Source organism: Citricoccus sp. CH26A (genome assembly GCF_000224415.1).
GTDB lineage: Bacteria > Actinomycetota > Actinomycetes > Actinomycetales > Micrococcaceae > Citricoccus.
This window is the reverse complement of sequence record NZ_AFXQ01000014.1, coordinates 52,608-70,649: the sequence shown is the minus strand read 5'-3', so window position 1 is coordinate 70,649 and position 18,042 is coordinate 52,608. Positions and strand designations below refer to the sequence as shown.

Here is an 18,042-nt window from a genome sequence, read left to right as displayed (position 1 = left end):
GTATGCCGCGTCGGTCCGGCCTGTCCTCATGCCCACCGGTCCCGCCCCACATGCCTTGTCAGACAGGCGGGGTGGGGCCACCGGGATGCCCGCTCACTGCCCGTGCTGGCGCAACGCCAGCCACAACGGTGCGAAGACGTCCGGGTCGTCCAGGTCCACGCCCAGCAAGGACTGGGCGATGCCGATGCGGTGCCGCACCGAGTTACGGTGCACGCCCAGGTCCCGGGAGACGTTTTCCCAGTGGCCCCGGTGGCGCAGGTACTGGGTGACGGTACCGACCAGGTCGGCGCGGGAGTAGTCGGACAGGATCTTCACCCAGGCCTGGGCCGGCGCCTCGTCGCGGCCGCCGGTTCCGACGAGGGACCCCGCAGGAGCCTGGCGCAACGCCTGCCGCACCGTCGGTAGGGCTTGGGAGACCTCGGCCAGGCTGATCGGTTCACTCAGGGCCCCGGCCAGGCCCTCGGGGATGTCCTGCACGCGGTAGCCACCCTCGGCCACGGGATCGACCCCGCCAGCGGGCAAGACCAGGAAGAGCACTCCCGGTTCCTCATAGCGCAGCAGGCAATCGGTCGCCGACGCCCCCAGCGGGGGCAGGCCCTCTTCTCGGCGCAGGGACGAGGCGGTCCGCACCAGCAACTCGGCATCATCACCGGGTTGGGTCCTCAGACCCAGCAGGCGTACCCGCGAGGGCAGTTCGCGCAGGCCGACATCCTCCGCCAAGATCCGGGCCGCTTCGGCCTGGCCGCGCAGCAGCAACTTGGCAGCGACCGCTCCTAGGGTCGCCGTCGTGCTGGAGACGACCTCCCGCTGACGGGCCTTGATGGCCAGCAGGGTGCATACGGTCAGGATGACCTGGCGGTCCGCGGCGGTCAGAGCACGCCCCGGGCCGATCGCCAGGAATCCGTGGATGCGGTCGCCCGAGGCAATGGGGTATTCCACCACGGGCTGGCCGTGGATTTCGAAGGTGGCCACTGAATGTGCCCCGGCACGGTGAAGACGTGAAGTCTCGGCGTGTAGCACCGGCAACGATGCCTTCGCGCTGGCTGGCCAGTAGAGCTCGGGCCCCTGGTCTGCGGGCAGGTAAGCCGCCCAGCCGCCCAGGGCTTGGGCGATGCCGCGCACCACGGCGTGGGAGGCGTCCTGACGGATGGCTGCCTGCGCCAGGGCGGTCTGGGTGCCCAGGCTGCTCATCAGGTCGGCCTGTCCACTGCGGGCCGTCAGTCCCCAGAAAGCGCGTGAGACGCTCTGGAACGGGACTCCGTCGGGCACGGTCAGCAGGTCGATGCCAGCATCTCGGCAGGCGTCCGTGAGGTATGCGGGAACCTCTTCGAGCCAGGGACCCAGACCGATCCCCAGGGCGTGGATGCCCCTGGCCTGCAATCGGGACACGTAGGCGCCGGTGGTGGCCTCATTGCCGCCGAGCGGCATACCCGTAGTCAGCAACAGCTCGCCGCCATCCAGGTACGGGGTGGGGTCCTCCAGCTCGGAGATGTGGACGCCGCTGAGCTGACGGGCAGACAGCTTCCGCCCCGCGACCGGCACGAGATGAGTGCCCAGATCCGTGCTGAGTTCAAGGAGAGAGACCATGGACGAATTATCCGATAGACCGGGCCTGTTTGGCTGGAATGTTCAATGACGGGTCAGAGCGCGCTCCGTAGCGTGGGCGCCATGACCCAGATCTCCGATGCTTCCGTCCACACCGGATCCCTGCCGCAGACCCGCCAGCTCGTCACCACCGTGCCCGGTCCCCGCTCCCAGGAACTGCACGCTGAGCGCCTCGCGCAGGTCAGCGACGGGTTCGGCGTGGCGCTGCCGGTCTTTGTCGACCGCGCCGACGGCGGGATCATCCAGGACGTGGACGGCAACCGCTTCATCGACTTCGCCTCCGGCATCGCCGTGACCAGCGTGGGCGCCGCCAACGCCCGGGTGCGCCAGCGCGTGGCCGAGCAACTGGAGCGGTTCACCCACACCTGCTTCATGGTCACCGAGTACGAGTCCTTCACCCGCGTCTGCCGCTGGCTCAACGAGCACACCCCCGGTGACTTCGACAAGCGCACGGCACTGTTCTCTACCGGCGCCGAGGCCGTGGAGAACGCCGTGAAGATCGCCCGCTCGGCCACCGGCCGGCCCCACGTGCTGGTCTTCGACGAGGCCTACCACGGCCGCAGCCTGCTGACCATGGCCATGACCGCCAAGGAGAACCCTTACCGCCTCAACTTCGGGCCCCTGCCCGGTGAGGTCGTCCGTGCCGCCTCGGCCAACCCGTTGCGGCCCTCGGTCCAGGGTGCCTCCGGTGAAGACGTCACCGCCATGGCCCTGGCCTCCGTCGAGGCCACCCTGGACGCGCGCGGCCCCGAGACGTTCGCCGCGATGGTCATCGAACCGATCCAGGGCGAGGGCGGGTTCATCGTGCCGGCTCCCGGTTTCCTCGCCGGACTGCGCGAGATCGCCGACCGGCACGGGATCGTGCTGGTCATCGATGAGATCCAGGCCGGCATGGGCCGGACCGGCGCCCTGTACGCCAGCGAGCACGAAGGAATCGCCGGGGACATCACCCTCTCCGCCAAGGCGCTGGCCGACGGCCTTCCGCTGTCTGCGGTGACGGGACGGACCGAACTCATGAACGCGGTGCACGCCGGCGGGCTCGGCGGGACCTACGCCGGGAACCCGCTGGCGTGCGAGGCGGCCCTAGCGGTCTTCGAGGAGTTCGAGGACGGCACGCTGCTGGCCAACGCCCGCGAGATCGAGGCAATCGCCCGCGAGATGCTCGAACCCCTCGTGGAGCAGACCCCCGTCGTCGCCCAGTTCCGCGGCCGCGGGGCCATGCTGGCCCTCGAGTTCGCCGACCGGGACACCCTGGAACCGCGTCCGGAGCTGGCCAAGTCCATCTCGGCCGCCTGCCACGCCCAGGGGGTGCTGACCCTGACCTGCGGCACCCACGGCAACGTCATCCGCCTGCTGCCGCCGCTGGTGATCGGCTCCGAGCTGCTCCGCGACGGCCTGGGCGTACTGCGCCAGGCCATCCTGGACGCCACCGCAGGGTCGTGAACCACGGGGGTGGCCGCCGACACCGGCGCCCACCCCCACCCACCACTTCCACCCCCCACCGCTAAGCGCCAGACAAGGACGATCATGACCACCCTCGCCACGGGCCCGGACCAGGCCGCGGACATCACCCTGGACCCCGCCGACCTCATCGATTTCGACTCGCTGCTGACGGCCGAGGAGATCGCCACGCGGGACCGCGTCCGCGCCTTCGTGGACGCCGAGGTCAAGCCGAACATCGCCTCCTGGTACGCCGACGCCGTGTTCCCCCTGGAGATCGTCCCGGAGATGGCCAAGCTGGGCCTGCTGGGCATGCACCTGTCCGGTTACGGCTGCCCGGGCTCCTCGGCGGTGGAGTACGGACTGGCCGGGGCGGAGCTGGAGGCCGGGGACTCCGGACTGCGCACCTTCGTCTCGGTCCAGGGATCGCTGGCGATGTCCGCGATCTACAAGCACGGTTCGGAAGAGCAGAAGCAGCAGTGGCTGCCCGCCATGGCCGCCGGCGAGGCCATCGGCTGCTTCGGGCTCACCGAGCCCACGGCCGGTTCGGACCCCTCCGCGATGAAGACCTTCGCCCGCCGCGACGGTGAGGACTGGGTGCTCAACGGCACCAAACGGTGGATCGGCCTGGCCAACGTGGCGCAGGTCGCGGTCATCTGGGTCCAGACCGACGAGGGGATCCGCGGGTTCGTGGTCCCCACCTCGACGCCGGGCTACTCGGCCACCCCGATCGAGCCCAAGCTCTCGATGCGCGCCTCGATCCAGTGTGAGATCGAGCTGACCGACGTGCGCTTGCCCGCCGACGCCGTGCTGCCCGGTGTCGTGGGGCTCAAGGGACCCTTCAGCTGCCTGAACGAGGCCCGCTACGGCATCATCTGGGGCGCCATGGGCGCTGCCCGGGACGCCTTCGAGGTGGCCCTGGCCTACTCCCAGCAGCGCCTGCAGTTCGACAAGCCGCTGGCCGGTTACCAGCTCACCCAGCAGAAGCTGGTGGACATGGCCCTGGAGATCAACAAGGGATTCCTGCTGGCCCTGCACATCGGCCGCCGCAAGGACGCCGGCACGCTGAAGCTGCACGAGATCTCCGTGGGCAAGCTCAACAACTGCCGTGAGGCCATTGAGATCGCCCGCGAGGCCCGCACCATCCTGGGCGGCAACGGGATCACCCTGGAGTACTCGCCGCTGCGCCACGCCAACAACCTGGAATCCGTGCGGACCTACGAGGGAACCGACGAGGTCCACACCCTGATCCTGGGCCAGAAGCTCACCGGTACCCCGGCCTTCCGCTGACCGATGCCGACCTCCGCGGACACTCGCCGAATGACACGGGAGACGAACCAGATGAACCCCGAAGCACCCCCCGCCGTCCCGCTGCGGCACCTGATCGACGGCGCCTGGCAGGAAGGCACGAGTGCACCGCTCGTCTCCGAGAACCCCACGCGTCCCGAGGAGCAGGTCGCCCACGGCCTGCAGGCCACGGTCGAGGACGTGGACCGGGCCATGGCCGCCGCGTCCACCGCCACCCGGGACTGGGCTCGGACCCCGATGCACGAACGCGGGGCCGTCCTGCTCCGCGCCGCCCAAGTCCTGGAGCGTTCCGCAGACGAGCTGGGCCTGGAGCTGGCGCGCGAGGAGGGCAAGACCCTGGCCGAGGCCACCGGTGAGGTCCTGCGCGCCGCGCAGATCATGCGCTACTACGGCGGTGCGGGGGACCGGGTGGCAGGTGAGGTCTTCTCCTCCCCACGCCGGGGTGAACGAATCCTGGTGACACGCAAGCCACTCGGCGTGGTCGGCGTCGTCACACCGTTCAACTTCCCCATCGCCATCCCGGCGTGGAAGATCGCCCCGGCCCTGGTCTACGGCAACACCGTGGTCTGGAAGCCGGCCAGCACCGTGCCGTTGCTCGCCGTCCGCCTGGCGGAGTCCTTGCAGGAGGCAGGGCTGCCCCGGGGCGTGTTGAACCTGGTCATCGGGCGCGGCTCCCTGGGCACCGCAATCGTCGAGCACCCGCGGCTGGACGGGTTGACCTTCACCGGGTCCACCGGGGTCGGCCGACAGCTGGCCGCGGCCGCCGCCGCACGTGGGGTACCGATGCAGGCCGAGATGGGCGGAAAGAACGCCTCGATCGTCCTCGCCGATGCCGACCTCGACCTGGCCTCCGAGCAGGTCATGCTGGGTGCGTTCCGCTCCACCGGCCAGAAGTGCACCGCGACCTCGCGGCTGATCGTGGAGGACGCCGTAGCCGGGGAGTTCATCGACCGGCTCCGGGCACGCATCGACGGCTGGACCGTGGGGGATCCCACTGACACCCGGGTGCACATGGGCCCGTTGGTCAGTGAGTCCGCTGCGGACGACGTCCGCCAGGGGGTCCACACCGCGCTAGGAGAGGGCGCCACCCTGCTGCACCAGGGTGCTGGCCCTTCCAACGGCTCCGCCCCCGGATGCTTCGTCCCGCCCACGGTCCTTCAGCTTCCCGCCGACCGGAACGCGGCTGCGACGAACACGGCCTGGCGGGACGAGTTCTTCGGTCCGATCCTCACCGTCGCCCGTGCCTCCGGTCCCCAGGATGCCTTCGCCCTGGCCAACGACAGCGATTTCGGTCTCTCCGCAGCCGTGTTCACCCAGGATGTCACCCGGGTGCTGGACGCGGTGGACGAGATCGACGTGGGCATCCTGCACGTGAACTCCGAATCCGCCGGCGCCGACCCGCACGTTCCCTTCGGCGGAGCCAAGAAATCCGGATACGGACCCAAAGAGCAGGGCGGCGCCGCCCAGGAGTTCTTCACCCACACCACCACCGTCTACCTACGCGGAGGCAGCCCGGCATGAGCACATCCATCGAGATGATCGAGAACGTCCTCGTCGTGGGCGCCGGGGCCATGGGCCGGCAGATCGCCATGACCGCAGCCCTGGCCGGATACCGCACCACAGTCCAGGACATCTCCGCGGACATGCTCAGCACCGCCCGCACTGACCTGGTGTCCTGGACCAAGGAGCGGGTGGTCAAGGGCAAGCTTCAACAAGGCGACGCCCAGGATGCACTGGAGCGGTTGACGTGGAGCACGGATGTGGAACACGCCGCGGTCACTGCGGATTTCGTCATTGAAGCCGCCACCGAACGGTTGCCGGTCAAGACGGAGATCTTCAGGACCCTCGGCCGGTGCGCACCGGACCACGCGATCCTGACGACCAATTCCTCCACCCTGGGCTCCTCCAAGGTCGCCGACGTCACCGGACGTCCTGAGAAGGTATGCAACATGCACTTCTTCAATCCCGCCCTGGTGATGAAGTGCGTGGAAGTCGTCCGTCACGACCGCACCTCCGAGGACACCGTGGGCACGGTCCTGGAGTTCACCCGGCGTCTGGGCAAACTGCCCGTGCTCCTCTCCCGGGAGATCCCCGGTTTCATCGCCAACCGCCTCATGGGCGCCGTCCAGCGAGAAGCCCTGGACCTTGCAGCGGCAGGGATTGCCACCGTGGAAGATATCGACACTACGGCTCGAACCGCACTGGGCCATCCCATGGGTCCGTTCGAACTCATGGACATGATTGGTCTGGACGTCATCAACTTCATCGCCGAGGCCACCTATGCCGACACCCAGGACGACTCCGACAAACCCCATCCCACCGTTACCGCATTGCTCGCCCAAGGACGGCAGGGACGAAAGAGCGGAGCTGGATTCTACGACTACGCTCAAAGCTCCTGAAGAAGATCTGACAACCTCCTCGAGTACGGCCAGACGACGGTGGCCACCTCTGTTGGCAAGGTTCACTAGCTGACCCCGAAGCAGTTCGACGGCGCATGTGGGACCGTGCGCCCCTGGGTCAGCCGAGAAGAGGGTGAGCATGGTCGCCAGGTCGGCGCCACCGTCCGTCCCGAACCCCTGGACGGCCCGCTGCAGGGTGTACTTCCAGTAGGCTGCCAATCAGCCCCAAGCCGACCGATACCCATGCGAGAAGTCGACACGCATTCCGCGGTGCCCCGACGGCGCGAAGCTCAACGCGTGGGACGTCTCTCGCCTGCGCTGGCAACCCTCATCGAGACGTGCCCGGCTCGGTTACCCTCGGCCCATGCGGCCGGAGGTGTATGAGCGCGGGTCGTCGGGTTATGACCGGGCACTGGGATTCTTCGACACGATCGATGGCTTCTCGTTGACACCGTTGATTGTCAATCTGGACGTGCCGGAGGCCACGGCCTGGCAGAGCTTCTCGACGGGCGGCTGGTCCATCACTCGGATTGAGGCGTGCAATACGTCAGCCTGGCCTACACCGACACGCTGGCCGCCTTCGGTGTCACCGCGTCGGTGGGCACCTTCGGCGATTCGTGCGACAACGCCCTCGCCGAAGCCGTGAACGGCCTCTACAAGGCCGAGATCATCCACACTCGCCGGGTCTGGCCCTCGGTCACGGCCGTGGAGATGGCCACGATGGACTGGGTGCAGTGGTGGAACACCCACCGGCTGCACGAGAACCTCGACTACCGAACCCCGGCAGAAGTCGAAGCCTCATACACTCAACACCTGACGCCCGCGCCCGCGGTGGTCTAACCACGGAACGAAACCCAGGGCGCTTCAGTTCCTCGTCCCTGGGTTTCGTGGCCGATGTGGTTAGTCCGCGTGGCCGTTCGCCGTTTTTCGGGTGAAGGGCAGGACCAACCGGGACGGGTGCAGGGCGTCGCGGTAGATCTTGGTCGTCACCGGGCGGCCCACCGGCAGGTGGAAGGCGTCCGGGGGCAGCAGCGAATTCGCGTCGTCGACCATGGGCTCGTTGGTGGACAGCTCCACCGTCAGCTTGTGGCCCACCATGAAGGTGGCGGCGAATGGGTACAGCCGGATCACGTACTCCTCGATGGTGCCCGGCTCCACCGGCACCGCACGGGTGTGCGGGTGCACGGGGCTGCCCTCGGTAGTGCGCTCCGCGTCGAGTTCGCGGTGTGAAGCCTTGAGGTAACCGGTCGTGAGCAGCTGGCGCTTGCCGTTCGGGGCCACGTCCCACAGGCGCAGGACGAAGTTGGTGTCCGGCTGGTCGATCTCGGCGAAGAGGTGGGCGGCGCCGGTACCGATCATCTCCGTGGTCTCCTCGAACGCGGGGGTGGAGTAGCGGATCATCGCCACGTCGTCGGTCACGGTCATCGGGGGCTGGTACCAGCCGTCCGGGTGCGCGTACTCGGGGCCGAGCAGTTCGGGCTCGGCGGTCAGCTTCCGGCGGGGCTTGAGGTAGAGCGAGGAGTACTCGATCTCCTTCGGCGGCCACGCCTCGGCGGTGAGGACCTCGCGGGAGCCCTCCACGAACACGGACACGGCCGGCTCGTCCATGACGCCGTTGTCGATGCCCTTGATCCAGTAGTCGTACCAGCGGAACATCTTGTCGTGTTCCTCGACCCACGGACGGGACTGCATCGGGGGGTAGGAGCCGATGTCCAGCTTCTTCGGGCCCTTCAGTGCGTGGAAGAGCTCGATGGTGCCGTCCAGGGTCCAGCCGCGGCCCTGGTCCAACTGAAGGTAGACCGGGATGTCGATGTTTGGCGCCAGGGTGATCGGGTTGCGCTCCTCGTACCATTGGCCGTCCAGCTCGTTCATCACGATGTCGAACCAGGCCTCGTGGTGCTTGGGGTAGTTCAGCAGGTGCACCAGGTTTGGCCAGGCGGCGACGTCAGGGTCCGCCAGGCGCTGGTCCACGAGCTTCTTGAGCTCCTCGGGGGAGTACTGCTCGAGCATGCGGGACGTGGTCTGGTCGGTGAAGGCCCAGCCGGAGTCGCCACCGCGGCCCTCGCGGGCGGCGCGCGGCATGAACCACATGATGCCGCCGTGGTAGGTGGTCTCGTAGAAGTCGTAGTGGCCACCGGAGACGAAGATGGCCTTCAGGTGCGGCGGGCGCTCGGCCGCGGCCAGGACCTGCATGGACCCGAAGTAGGAGATGCCCACCATGCCCACGTTGCCGTCGCACCAGGGCTGCTCGGCCACCCACTCGATGAAGTCGTAGGCGTCCTCGCCGAGCGGCACGCCGCCGGCGTTGTAGTTGCCGATGTGCTCACCCCCGGAGCCGCCGGAGCCGCGCAGGTCGCCGATGACGTGGACGTAGTCCTCTGCAACGATGCGGGCGATGTCGCCAGCCTCGATGCAGCCGTCCCAGAGCACGGAGGGACGCTGCTGCGGGGGAGTGGTCAGGGCCAGGGCCTGGAGTTCCTTGCCGTAGGGGCTCAGCGCCACGAGGGCCGGGCGCGGCTTGTCCTCGACGCCCTGGTAGGTGTCGGCGACGAGCTGAACCCCGTCACGCATCGGCACCCGGAGGTCCTTGCCGATCCGGATGGTCTCCGTGCCGGCCTGCCACGTGGTGTATTGGGTCATGGGTGGGTAACTCCTTGTACTGAGGACGTCCGGGTGAACTGGGTGCGGTGGCCGTGAAGCGTGGTGAAGAACGGGGAGGGTTCCAGTGTGGGGTCACCGGTGTAGCCGAGTTCGTGTGCCACCGGAGCGAAGGGTGAGTAGGGGGATTCGGTGTCCCGCAGTCCGGCCTCCAGGCAGCGGTAGGCGGTGTCGCCGATGCGGGCCTGGACCTCCAGGCTCTCCTGCAGGGCCTGTTGAGCCTGTTCCGCGTCCAGTTCGACGCCGTGCGGCGTGCCGTCGGTGCGGCGGTATGGATGGCCCAGGTAGAGGTGGCGAGGCCGGATGTGGTCGCGCAGGAACTGCAGGCTCGCGCGGTAGGCGGCAGGGTCGACGTATCCGGGGAAACCGTTGGCCGCACCGTGGACCTGCACGGCGTCACCGACGAACGCGTCGTTCTGGTCGTTGAGGACATAGGCGACCGACCCGGGGGTGTGGCCCGGTATCGAGTGAACGGACACCGTGACCTCGCCCCCCAGGGACAGGGTTTCGCCTCCGCGCACCAACAGCGTGGGTTCCATCTCGCCGGAGATGACCGCGTTCCCGGCCGCGGCCACCTTCGCTGCACCCTCGGGGTCGTGCAGGTACCGTCCGCGGCCGACGAGGTACTCCTGCACGTGGGCCCGCCGGGAACGCAGCATCGGTGCATCCGCCTCGTGGATGACCACCTGCGCGCGTCGGCCGGTGAGCTCCCACAGGGCATGGGCGCCGCCGATGTGATCGATGTGCCCGTGGGTCAGCAGGATCCACCGCACGTCCTCGATCCGGCGCCCGAGCGCCTCCAGCGCCGGCGCCATGCCCTGGGCGGGCGATGAGGCGATTCCGGTGTCGACGATGGCCGGCTCCGGGGCATCGATGAAGAAGCTGTAGAGACCGAAGCGCCCCCAGGGCGAGACCAGCGGATGGACGGCGACCTGCTGCGTCATCTCCGAGCACTCCCGTTGAGGAAGTCACCCGTTTCCCGGAAGGCCCGGTAGTACTCCGGGATCCAGGAGAAGTTCTGGACGAAGCCGTGGTTGGCCCCGGCGTAGCGGCTGACCGTGGCGTTGACGCCCGCCTCCTGAAGGCGCCGGCCGTAGAGCTCGCCCTCGTCCCGCAGGGGATCGTACTCGGCTGTGATGATCAGAGCCGGGGGTAGACCCGCCAGATCTGCCCTCTTGGCGGGGGAGACCAGGGGGTCGGCCGGGTCGGCACCGGATTCCAGGTAGAAGGAGTTCCAGGGCTGCAGGGCGACGGTCTCGAGCCCGTACCCGTGCGCATTCTCCTGCAGGGACGCGTACCGCTCGAGGTTGAAGTCGAGATCCAGCGAGGGATAGAACAGCACCTGGTGTGAGATGCTCTCGAAGCCCTCATCGTGGGCCAGCGCGGTGACGGCTGCGACGAAGTTCCCGCCCGAGCTGTCGCCCGCGACCGCCAACAGCTTCCCGTCCCATTGGAGGGATTCGCCGTTCTCCACCACCCAGCGGACCACGCCATAGCAGTCCTGCAGGCCGGCGGGGTACGCGGACTCGGGGGCCCGCCGATAGTCGACCGCGATGACCTGGTGGCCCGTTTCCTTCGCCAGGTGGCGGGCCACGTGGTCGTGCGTCTCGAGGTCTCCCGAGAAGAACGCTCCGCCGTGGAAGAACACGATGACCCCGTAGGACCGGGCCTGGACCGGGGTGTAGATCCGCACTGGCACGTCCCCGGCCGGGGTGGCCGCCGTGGCGTCCGTGACCTGGTGCAGCGGCAACCGTTCCCCCTCAGGGGTCACGAACTCCAGATCGGCCGCACGCTTGGCTGCGGGATCCGGACGTGTTCCGTCGGACGGCGGGATGTGCCCAAGGATTTCGGCGATCTGCGGGTGAATAGGCATCAGAGGACCCTTCTACTGGTTGGCCGGGAATGCTGAGTCCACCGCGTCGGCATGCCAGCCCAAGCGCGAGACGCGCTGCAGCTCGTCGGTCAGCGGCTTGCGGGTGGTCTCGTAGATCGACAGCGCATCCTTCACGGAGTCGCCCTGCACTAGGGCGTCGGCGAGGCCGCCGGCGTCCAGGATGGCCGAGTTGGCGCCCTGGCCCTGGTGGTGGAGCATCGCATGGGCGGCATCACCGAGCAATGCGACGGAGTCGGTGTGCCAGGAGTCCAGGGAATCGATGTCGAACACCGAACGGCTGGTCACCTGGCTCAGGTCCAGTTCCCGGGCGACCTGGACGATCCGTTCGTCGAAGCCTTCCAGGATCTTCTCCAGGTACTCCGTCGAGATCTCCGGCGCCCACGAGTCGTCCTCGGACGGGGCCGTGATGTCGTAGGAGAGCTGCCCGCGGTGGCGCAGGGGCAGGTTGTAGGCGATCGTGCCGTTCTCGCCCATGTAGAAGCGCGGGTTGTCGTCGGTGACGAGCCCGTGGGCGTCCTCGATCGAGATGACCGCACGGTAGGCGTGCTCACCGGAGAACACCGGCTGGATCTCGCCGAAGACCTGGTTGCGTACCGTCGAGCGGATGCCGTCGGCACCGATGACGAGATCGGCGGTGACGGCCCGGCCGTTGGTGAACCTCAGCGTCGCGGTCTCGCCGTGGTCCTCGATGGTCTCCAGCTTGTGGTCCAGGTGCACCATGCCCTCAGGCAGCGCGCCCAGCAGGACGTCGATGAAGTCTCCGCGGTGGATCATGCGGTTGTGGTTGATCTGGTCATAGGCGCGCAGGAAGGGCCACTCTTCTTGGGCCAGGACGTGCTTGCCGTCCGCGGTGAGGATCTCGAGGTGGTCGCTGGGCGAGCTCGCGGCGGCAATCGCCTCGAAGATGCCCCACTGGCGGAACAGCTCGACCGAAGGCGGGCGCAGGCCGATGCCGGCGCCCACCTGCCCCAGAGCCGGTGCCTGCTCGTAGACATCGATGTTCTCCGCACCCACGCTTTGCAGCGCCTTGGCGGCGGAGGCCCCGCCATAGCCGCCACCGATGATGGCGATCCTGAGGTTCTTCAGTTCCGAGGTCTTCATGTCTTGATTCACTTTCCTGATCCAGGTCGCACCTGGGGGGTGGTTAGGTTGAGGTGGTTTGCCGGTGGCCAGTCAGTTCTGCATGGACAGGAAGTCCGCGGTGTTCTCCACCAGCAGCTGCGTGATGGTGGCGTCGTCGATGCCAACGGCCTTCATGTCCGGGATCATGTCCTCGAAGATGTAGTTGACCGTGTGGCCCTTGACCCCGGGCCAGCCCAGGGGTGAGCAGTTGGCGTCCGCGCCGACCAGGAGCTTGTCCGTGTAGCCCTTGTCCACCAGCTGCTTGAAGTGGCCCATGCGCTCGGCGCGTTTGCGGCCCCAGAACGGCGGGTCCGGCAGTTCCAGGTCGTAGCCGAAGGTGTCGAAGCCGATGCGCCCGCCCTGGGCGTAGATGTAGTCGTGTGGGGTGATCGGGGCGTTGAGCCCGTCGTCGGCGTGGCCGAACAGCACGCGGTCCAGGTCCAGGCCCTCCTCGTGGAAGATGGCCACCGCCGGTTCGGGATCGATCGCCAGGTGCGTCAGGATCGGCACGCCGGTCACGACGGCGGCGCGGGCGGCGGCGCGGTAGATGCGCTTGTCCAGCTCGGTCATCTTCCCGCCGCGGGACACGCCGACCTTGATGATGCCGGCCTTGGCCCCGGTGCTGCCGATGCCCACGGTGATCTCGTGGATGAAGACCTGGGCCAGGTAGTCCACGGAGGCCCGGGCGAAGTGGGCCAGGGCGGTGTCACCGCCGACGAAGCCGGTGCAGGCGACGATGTTCACCCCGGTCTTGGCGGACAGGGCCTGGTAGTAGTTCGGATCGCGGCCGTTGCAGATGCCGGTGGCGTCCACGAACGTGCGCCCGCCGTAGTCATGAAATCTCCGCAGCTTCGGCACGGTCTCCTCGAAGGCCTGCTCCGGGGTCTTCCACCACTTGGTGTCCAGCTCGGAGCCGGGCATGCCGTAGCCGATGTGCTCGTGGATGGCGACGACGCCGAGTTCTGCGGCCGGGATGGTGCCCAGCACGGTATTGACCTTGGTCATGGTTTCACCTCAAGGGGTTCGAAAGCGTGTGGGGGTGGGGTGCGCAGTTCCGGGCGTCAGCGCACCCAGAGCAGGCGGGCCGGGTTGTCCACGAGGATCCGCTGGGCGTCGTCCTCGGACAGGCCCTTGCCCTTCAGGTACGGGATGAAGGTGGTCAGCGCGTGCTCGTAGGGCAGGTCGTAGTCAGGCAGGCCCTTGGCCACGCCGATCGCGTTGGAGGACAGGATGACCTTGTCCGCGTGGCCCGCGGCGACCAGGTCCAGCACCAGGGTGGCGCGCTCCTCATCGGTGAGATAGCCGGTGTCGTCGTTCAGGCCGACGTGGTCGATCCCGACGAAGGCGCCCCGATCGGCGACGGCGGCGGCCACCTCGGCGGGGGCGCCGGCGGCGTCGGTGCGGTCCAGGTCCCCGATGAGCACTCGGTCCGCCGGGACCTGCTCGTCCAGGACGATCTCCAGTTCACGCAGCGCGTCCACGCCGTAGCGGATGGACACGGCCACCCCCGTGTTCTTCGCGGCGCGGGCCGAACCACGGAAGAGGGACTCCTCGGTGGGGGTCATCCCGGCGCGGTCGGCCACGGTGGTGACCATGCCGGCGGCGGCGCGGCGCTCGATGCGCGGGACCACCATGCCCTCGGTGACCTCCTTGGCGAAGAGGTCCGCGAACTTCTCGGCCGGCCACGGGGTCGGCGGGTTGGTCTGCGGGGTCAAGAAGTACCCGCCCAGCTTCTCCTCCGGGCCCATCCCGGTGGAGGCGACGATGTGCACCCCGGTGGCCTTCGACAGCGCCTCGTAGAGCTTCAGGTCGCGGCCGTGGAACATGCCGGTGGCATCGACGATGGTCGTGCCGCCGGCCGCGCGGAAGGCGAGGACCTTGGTTTCGAGCGCTTCGTAGATCTCCGCCCGGTCCATGGAGATATCCGGGGCGTACTGGGCGCCCGGGAGCACCGACAGCAGGGCCTCGTGGACCGCCACGACCCCCAGGTCATCAGCGGGAACGGGCCCCAGCACGGTGTTGACGGTGGCGCGTGTCGCGGGGAGGGCGTCACCGGTGTCGGCGGGGGTGGGGTGGCTCACTGGATTCCCTCTTGAGGCTCGGGGACTGGGATACGGGTTCCACCGGCCTGGGAGCCGGCGCAACCACGCGCTGTTATCAGCATCACAGCTGACTTTACGTAGTGTCAAGTAAATAGTCACTGCGTTTCTCGCAGCCGCCACCACGCGCCACCCTCCGGCCGCAGGGGCATGGGCGGGATTTCCTTATGCGGTGCCAATTTATGAATCACGTCACAAATTTTCTTGACGCAATGTAAAGCGAGAGGTCACACTGTCTCAGGGGTGACCCGCCAAGGCCAGGGCCCGCGGGGCGTTCGGGGAACAGTGGGCGGCCCCTCGCCCGTCCCCCGAGGATCGACCGGAAACCAAAGGAGTTTCATCGATGAGCCAGACCATCAAGGTCGCGAGCCGAGGCTCGAGCCGAGCCACGTTCGTGGCCGCCTACAGCGCGGTCGCGCTGGCCCAGATCACCAACTCCCTGCCCGGTGCGCTCAGCGGTACCTTCGCCGTGGAATTCCAGACCTCCGGTGCCGGGTTGACCTGGATCGCGGGCATGTTCCTGATGGGCATCGTGGTGTTCGAGCTCAGCTGGGGACTGCTGGGGGATATGTTCGGTCGGAAGAAGTTGCTGTACATCGGGGCCGTCGTCAGCGTTGCCGGCTCCGTGCTGGTCGCTCTGGCGCAGAGCACCGGAATGATGATCTTCGCCCAGGCAGTGGGCGGCATCGGGGCGGGCATCCTCTTCCCCATCTCGCTGTCCATGATCGCGGCGATCACCCCGGACCACCGTGCGCGGGCGAAAGTCATCGCCACGTGGGCGGGATTCCTTTCTCTCGGCGCGGTGATCTCCCCGGTCCTGGCCGGGTTCACGGCGCAGTTCTTCACCGTGCCGGGCAGTGCCCCGGGTGCACCGAACGAGTTCAGTGGCTGGCGGGTGGCCTACCTGGTTGCCGCCGCCCTCGCCGTCGTGGTGTTCATCGTCGCGCTGCGGGCCAAGGACTCCGCGGTCACCGAGGTGCGCAACCTGGATCTGCCCGGCCAGATCACGCTCGCCCTGGGCCTCATCGCCATCCTCTACGCCACGGTGACAGCCGTGGACGCCGGCTTCGGCAGTGCCCAGGTCATGGCCAGCTACGTCGTCGGCGCGGCCCTTCTGGTCGCATTCGTCGTCATCGAATCACGCACTGAACAGCCCCTCATTCACCTGTCGCTGTTCAAGAACAGCGCCTACTCGATCACCGGCATCGTGGCGGTCACCGGGATGTTCGCCTTCCTGGCGATCTGCTTCAGTACCAGCGTCGCAGTCAGCGGACTGGCCCTGGCCGAGACCTGGAAGGTCGGGGTGCTCTTCGTCTTCATCCAAGGCCCCGCCTTCGCCTTCATCCCGGTCGTGGGCTGGCTCATTCACCATGTGGCCCCGCGCTGGGTACTCACCGCGGGCTTCACCCTCATGGCGGCCTCCGGGTTCTGGCTCTCGACATTCGCCCTGGGCACCCCGGAGGCGTTCGGCGGCACCCCCTGGACAGCCTTCATCCCGCCACTGCTGCTGTTGGGCACCGGATTCGCCCTGACCGTCGGTTCGGTCACCGCTGTCGCCATCAACGCCGTCCCATCCCGGCAGATCGGCATGGCCTCGGCGACGACGAACCTGCTGCGCGACCTCGGTTTCGCCCTCGGTCCGGTGGTCGGTTCAGCCATCGCCTTCGGCATCGGCGCCACCGTCTTCGCCGGCGCCCTGGCCGGGATCCTCGACGGGACGGGGCTGCCCGCCCACGCGGTCGCCGGCCTGTCCCACGTGCCACCCCTGGGTTATCTCTCGGGCTGGGACGGTGTGATCGCTGAGTTCTCCGGCCAGGCGTCGGCCGCCGGCGCCCCCGCACCGGCCGTCGAGGGCATGGTCCAGTCCCTGAACACCGCACAACCGCAGATCCAGGGCGCCGCAGGAACCTCGCTGGGCCAGGGGTTCCAGGCCGTGTACCTCACCGCGGGCATCGCGGCGGCCCTCTCCGCCCTTCTGACCCTGTTCATCTCCGCCCGGTCCTCCGCACCCACCACGGAACCCGTCACCGCACCGACCTCAGATGCCAGCGCACAAACCACCGAGGCAAATGCCGAAGCGACCACCGGTGCCACCGTCTGAGACGGCGGCACCACACCGACCACCCACCATCCGCAAGGAGAACACCGTGACCGCACCGACCGAATCACCCATCGACATCTGGGCTGACGACATCGTCGTCGACCCCTACCCCACCTACGCCGCGCTGCGCGAGCAGGCCGGGGTCGTGCACCTGCCCCAGAACGACCTGTACGTGCTGACGCGCTACGACATCATCCGTGAGGTGCTCGGTGATCCGCAGACGTTCTCGTCCACCACCCTGGGCTTCAACCCGATGGTCAACGAGGCGCTGCAGGGCACCTCGCTGGCATCCGACCCGCCCACGCACACCCAGCTGCGCGCGACGCTGTCGGAAAACCTCACGCCCCGGGCCCTGCGTGGACTGAAGGTGACCATCGAGGACAAGGCCGACCGGCTCGTCGCCGAACTCGTCGCCGAGGGCAACTTCGAGGCCATCGACTCCCTGGCCCGCGCCTTCCCGATCGAGATCGTCGCCGACCTCATCGGCTTCCAGGGGCACGTCAAGGACAACATGCTCCGCTGGGGGCAGGCCGCGATGCAGGTCCTCGGGCCGTTGAACCACCGCACCCAAGAGAGCTTCCCGATCGCCGGCGAACTCTACGGCTGGTGCTCCTCGGTCACCGCCGAGGACCTGGCTCCCGGGTCGATCGGCCGCGGGATCTTCGACGCCGAGAAGCGCGGCGACATCCCCGAAGGCTCCGCCGGGCACATCATCCACCAGTACCTCGGGGCCGGCGTCGACACCACGATCGCCTCGATCGGGAACATCGTGGCCCTGTTCGGGCGCCACCCGGAGCAGCTCCAGCTCGTGCGCGAGAACCCCGAGCTCGTCTCCGCGGCCTTCGCCGAGGTGCTGCGCTACTGGACGCCGCTCCACATCTGGGGCCGTACGGCCACCCGCGACGTGCAGATCGACGGGGCAACGGTTCCGGCAGGCGCCCAGCTGGGCATCCTGATCGGGGCCGGCAACCGCGACCCGCGCCACTATGAGAACCCGGACGTCTTCGACGTGCGACGCAACCCCGTGGACCACCTCTCCTTCGGCTACGGCCCACACGGTTGCGCCGGCCAGGGCCTGGCCAGACTCGAGGGCCACGCCATCATCAACGCCCTGGCCCGCCAGGTGCAATCGATCACGGTCGCCGATGGGAGCCGGGTGCCCAGCAACATGGTCCGGAGCCTCGAGACGCTCCCGGTCCTCGAGGTGGTGGCGGCATGAAGATCGAACTGGATCGCCCCCGCTGCGAAGGCCACGGCCTGTGCGAGGAAGCCGCGCCCACGCTGATGCACCTGGACGATGACGGCGAATTGGTGATCGACGTCCCCGACGTGGACGGAGCCGACCTCGACGCCGCCAGGGCGGCGGTACGGGTCTGTCCGGTCGCCGCACTGCGCCTGACGGGGGCCTCGTGATGC

At 68.2% G+C, this 18,042-nt stretch carries 13 protein-coding genes and 2 pseudogenes; 8 read left to right on the top strand and 7 right to left on the bottom strand.

The genetic code is table 11. The features are described 5' to 3' along the window. Positions 1–93 precede the first annotated feature (93 nt). Positions 94–1,587, bottom strand: coding sequence for a PucR family transcriptional regulator (locus CITRI_RS0109940; protein ID WP_010144635.1), 1,494 nt, complete (start codon positions 1,585–1,587; stop codon positions 94–96). Positions 1,588–1,668: 81 nt separating this feature from the next. Between CITRI_RS0109940 and CITRI_RS0109935 the strand changes: the two genes are divergently transcribed. From CITRI_RS0109935 to CITRI_RS0109915, 5 genes and pseudogenes are all read left to right on the top strand, one after another. Then, positions 1,669–3,048, top strand: coding sequence for an aminotransferase class III-fold pyridoxal phosphate-dependent enzyme (locus CITRI_RS0109935; protein ID WP_029139206.1), 1,380 nt, complete (start codon positions 1,669–1,671; stop codon positions 3,046–3,048). 84 nt (positions 3,049–3,132) lie between these two features. After that, positions 3,133–4,335 (top strand): acyl-CoA dehydrogenase family protein, encoded by a 1,203-nt coding sequence (locus CITRI_RS0109930; protein ID WP_010144633.1) that lies wholly within the window; start codon positions 3,133–3,135, stop codon positions 4,333–4,335. A gap of 30 nt (positions 4,336–4,365) precedes the next feature. Continuing rightward, complete coding sequence (locus tag CITRI_RS0109925) at positions 4,366–5,874, top strand: aldehyde dehydrogenase (RefSeq protein WP_237709038.1); 1,509 nt, start codon at positions 4,366–4,368, stop codon at positions 5,872–5,874. Next, positions 5,871–6,752 carry a 3-hydroxyacyl-CoA dehydrogenase family protein gene (locus CITRI_RS0109920; protein WP_010144631.1) on the top strand — a complete coding sequence of 294 codons (882 nt, stop codon included), beginning with the start codon at positions 5,871–5,873 and terminating at the stop codon, positions 6,750–6,752. Before CITRI_RS0109925 ends, CITRI_RS0109920 begins: the two co-directional genes overlap by 4 nt. A gap of 510 nt (positions 6,753–7,262) precedes the next feature. Continuing rightward, positions 7,263–7,592, top strand: a pseudogene (locus CITRI_RS0109915) (integrase core domain-containing protein); the annotation flags it as partial. 60 nt (positions 7,593–7,652) lie between these two features. On the opposite strand, the gene CITRI_RS0109910 reads toward CITRI_RS0109915, so the two are convergent. The 6 genes from CITRI_RS0109910 to CITRI_RS0109885 all read right to left on the bottom strand — a co-directional run bounded on the left by CITRI_RS0109910 (position 7,653) and on the right by CITRI_RS0109885 (position 14,507). After that, positions 7,653–9,392, bottom strand: a complete 1,740-nt coding sequence (locus CITRI_RS0109910; protein ID WP_010144628.1) for a CocE/NonD family hydrolase — start codon at positions 9,390–9,392, stop codon at positions 7,653–7,655. After that, a complete protein-coding gene (locus tag CITRI_RS0109905; protein ID WP_010144627.1) occupies positions 9,389–10,354 on the bottom strand; it encodes an MBL fold metallo-hydrolase in 966 nt (321 codons plus the stop codon). The genes CITRI_RS0109910 and CITRI_RS0109905 overlap by 4 nt, the downstream gene beginning before the upstream one ends. Continuing rightward, on the bottom strand, positions 10,351–11,181 hold the full coding sequence (locus CITRI_RS0109900) for an alpha/beta hydrolase (protein WP_237709037.1): 831 nt from the start codon (positions 11,179–11,181) through the stop codon (positions 10,351–10,353). Before CITRI_RS0109900 ends, CITRI_RS0109905 begins: the two co-directional genes overlap by 4 nt. A gap of 114 nt (positions 11,182–11,295) precedes the next feature. Continuing rightward, positions 11,296–12,405, bottom strand: a complete 1,110-nt coding sequence (locus CITRI_RS0109895) for an NAD(P)/FAD-dependent oxidoreductase (RefSeq protein ID WP_010144625.1) — start codon at positions 12,403–12,405, stop codon at positions 11,296–11,298. Between the two features lie 72 nt (positions 12,406–12,477). Beyond that, entirely contained in the window at positions 12,478–13,431 is a 954-nt protein-coding gene (locus CITRI_RS0109890) for an aryldialkylphosphatase (protein WP_010144624.1), read from the bottom strand. 56 nt (positions 13,432–13,487) lie between these two features. Beyond that, complete coding sequence (locus CITRI_RS0109885) at positions 13,488–14,507, bottom strand: phosphotriesterase (protein WP_010144623.1); 1,020 nt, start codon at positions 14,505–14,507, stop codon at positions 13,488–13,490. 352 nt (positions 14,508–14,859) lie between these two features. On the opposite strand from CITRI_RS0109885, the pseudogene CITRI_RS0109880 reads away from it, so the two are divergent. The 3 genes and pseudogenes from CITRI_RS0109880 to CITRI_RS0109870 all read left to right on the top strand — a co-directional run. Further along, positions 14,860–16,626: pseudogene (locus CITRI_RS0109880) on the top strand (MFS transporter); the annotation flags it as partial. Between the two features lie 46 nt (positions 16,627–16,672). Beyond that, positions 16,673–17,845, top strand: a complete 1,173-nt coding sequence (locus CITRI_RS0109875; protein WP_010144620.1) for a cytochrome P450 — start codon at positions 16,673–16,675, stop codon at positions 17,843–17,845. Continuing rightward, positions 17,842–18,039, top strand: coding sequence for a ferredoxin (locus tag CITRI_RS0109870; RefSeq protein ID WP_010144619.1), 198 nt, complete (start codon positions 17,842–17,844; stop codon positions 18,037–18,039). The genes CITRI_RS0109875 and CITRI_RS0109870 overlap by 4 nt, the downstream gene beginning before the upstream one ends. Positions 18,040–18,042 lie beyond the last annotated feature (3 nt).

What these genes read in the sequence shown, in the direction of transcription:
- CITRI_RS0109940 (WP_010144635.1), bottom strand. Translation starts at nt 1,587, where the DNA reads ATGGTCTCTCTCCTTGAACTCAGCACGGATCTGGGCACTCATCTCGTG.
- CITRI_RS0109935 (WP_029139206.1), top strand. Translation starts at nt 1,669, where the DNA reads ATGACCCAGATCTCCGATGCTTCCGTCCACACCGGATCCCTGCCGCAG.
- CITRI_RS0109930 (WP_010144633.1), top strand. Translation starts at nt 3,133, where the DNA reads ATGACCACCCTCGCCACGGGCCCGGACCAGGCCGCGGACATCACCCTG.
- CITRI_RS0109925 (WP_237709038.1), top strand. Translation starts at nt 4,366, where the DNA reads ATGACACGGGAGACGAACCAGATGAACCCCGAAGCACCCCCCGCCGTC.
- CITRI_RS0109920 (WP_010144631.1), top strand. Translation starts at nt 5,871, where the DNA reads ATGAGCACATCCATCGAGATGATCGAGAACGTCCTCGTCGTGGGCGCC.
- CITRI_RS0109910 (WP_010144628.1), bottom strand. Translation starts at nt 9,392, where the DNA reads ATGACCCAATACACCACGTGGCAGGCCGGCACGGAGACCATCCGGATC.
- CITRI_RS0109905 (WP_010144627.1), bottom strand. Translation starts at nt 10,354, where the DNA reads ATGACGCAGCAGGTCGCCGTCCATCCGCTGGTCTCGCCCTGGGGGCGC.
- CITRI_RS0109895 (WP_010144625.1), bottom strand. Translation starts at nt 12,405, where the DNA reads ATGAAGACCTCGGAACTGAAGAACCTCAGGATCGCCATCATCGGTGGC.
- CITRI_RS0109890 (WP_010144624.1), bottom strand. Translation starts at nt 13,431, where the DNA reads ATGACCAAGGTCAATACCGTGCTGGGCACCATCCCGGCCGCAGAACTC.
- CITRI_RS0109870 (WP_010144619.1), top strand. Translation starts at nt 17,842, where the DNA reads ATGAAGATCGAACTGGATCGCCCCCGCTGCGAAGGCCACGGCCTGTGC.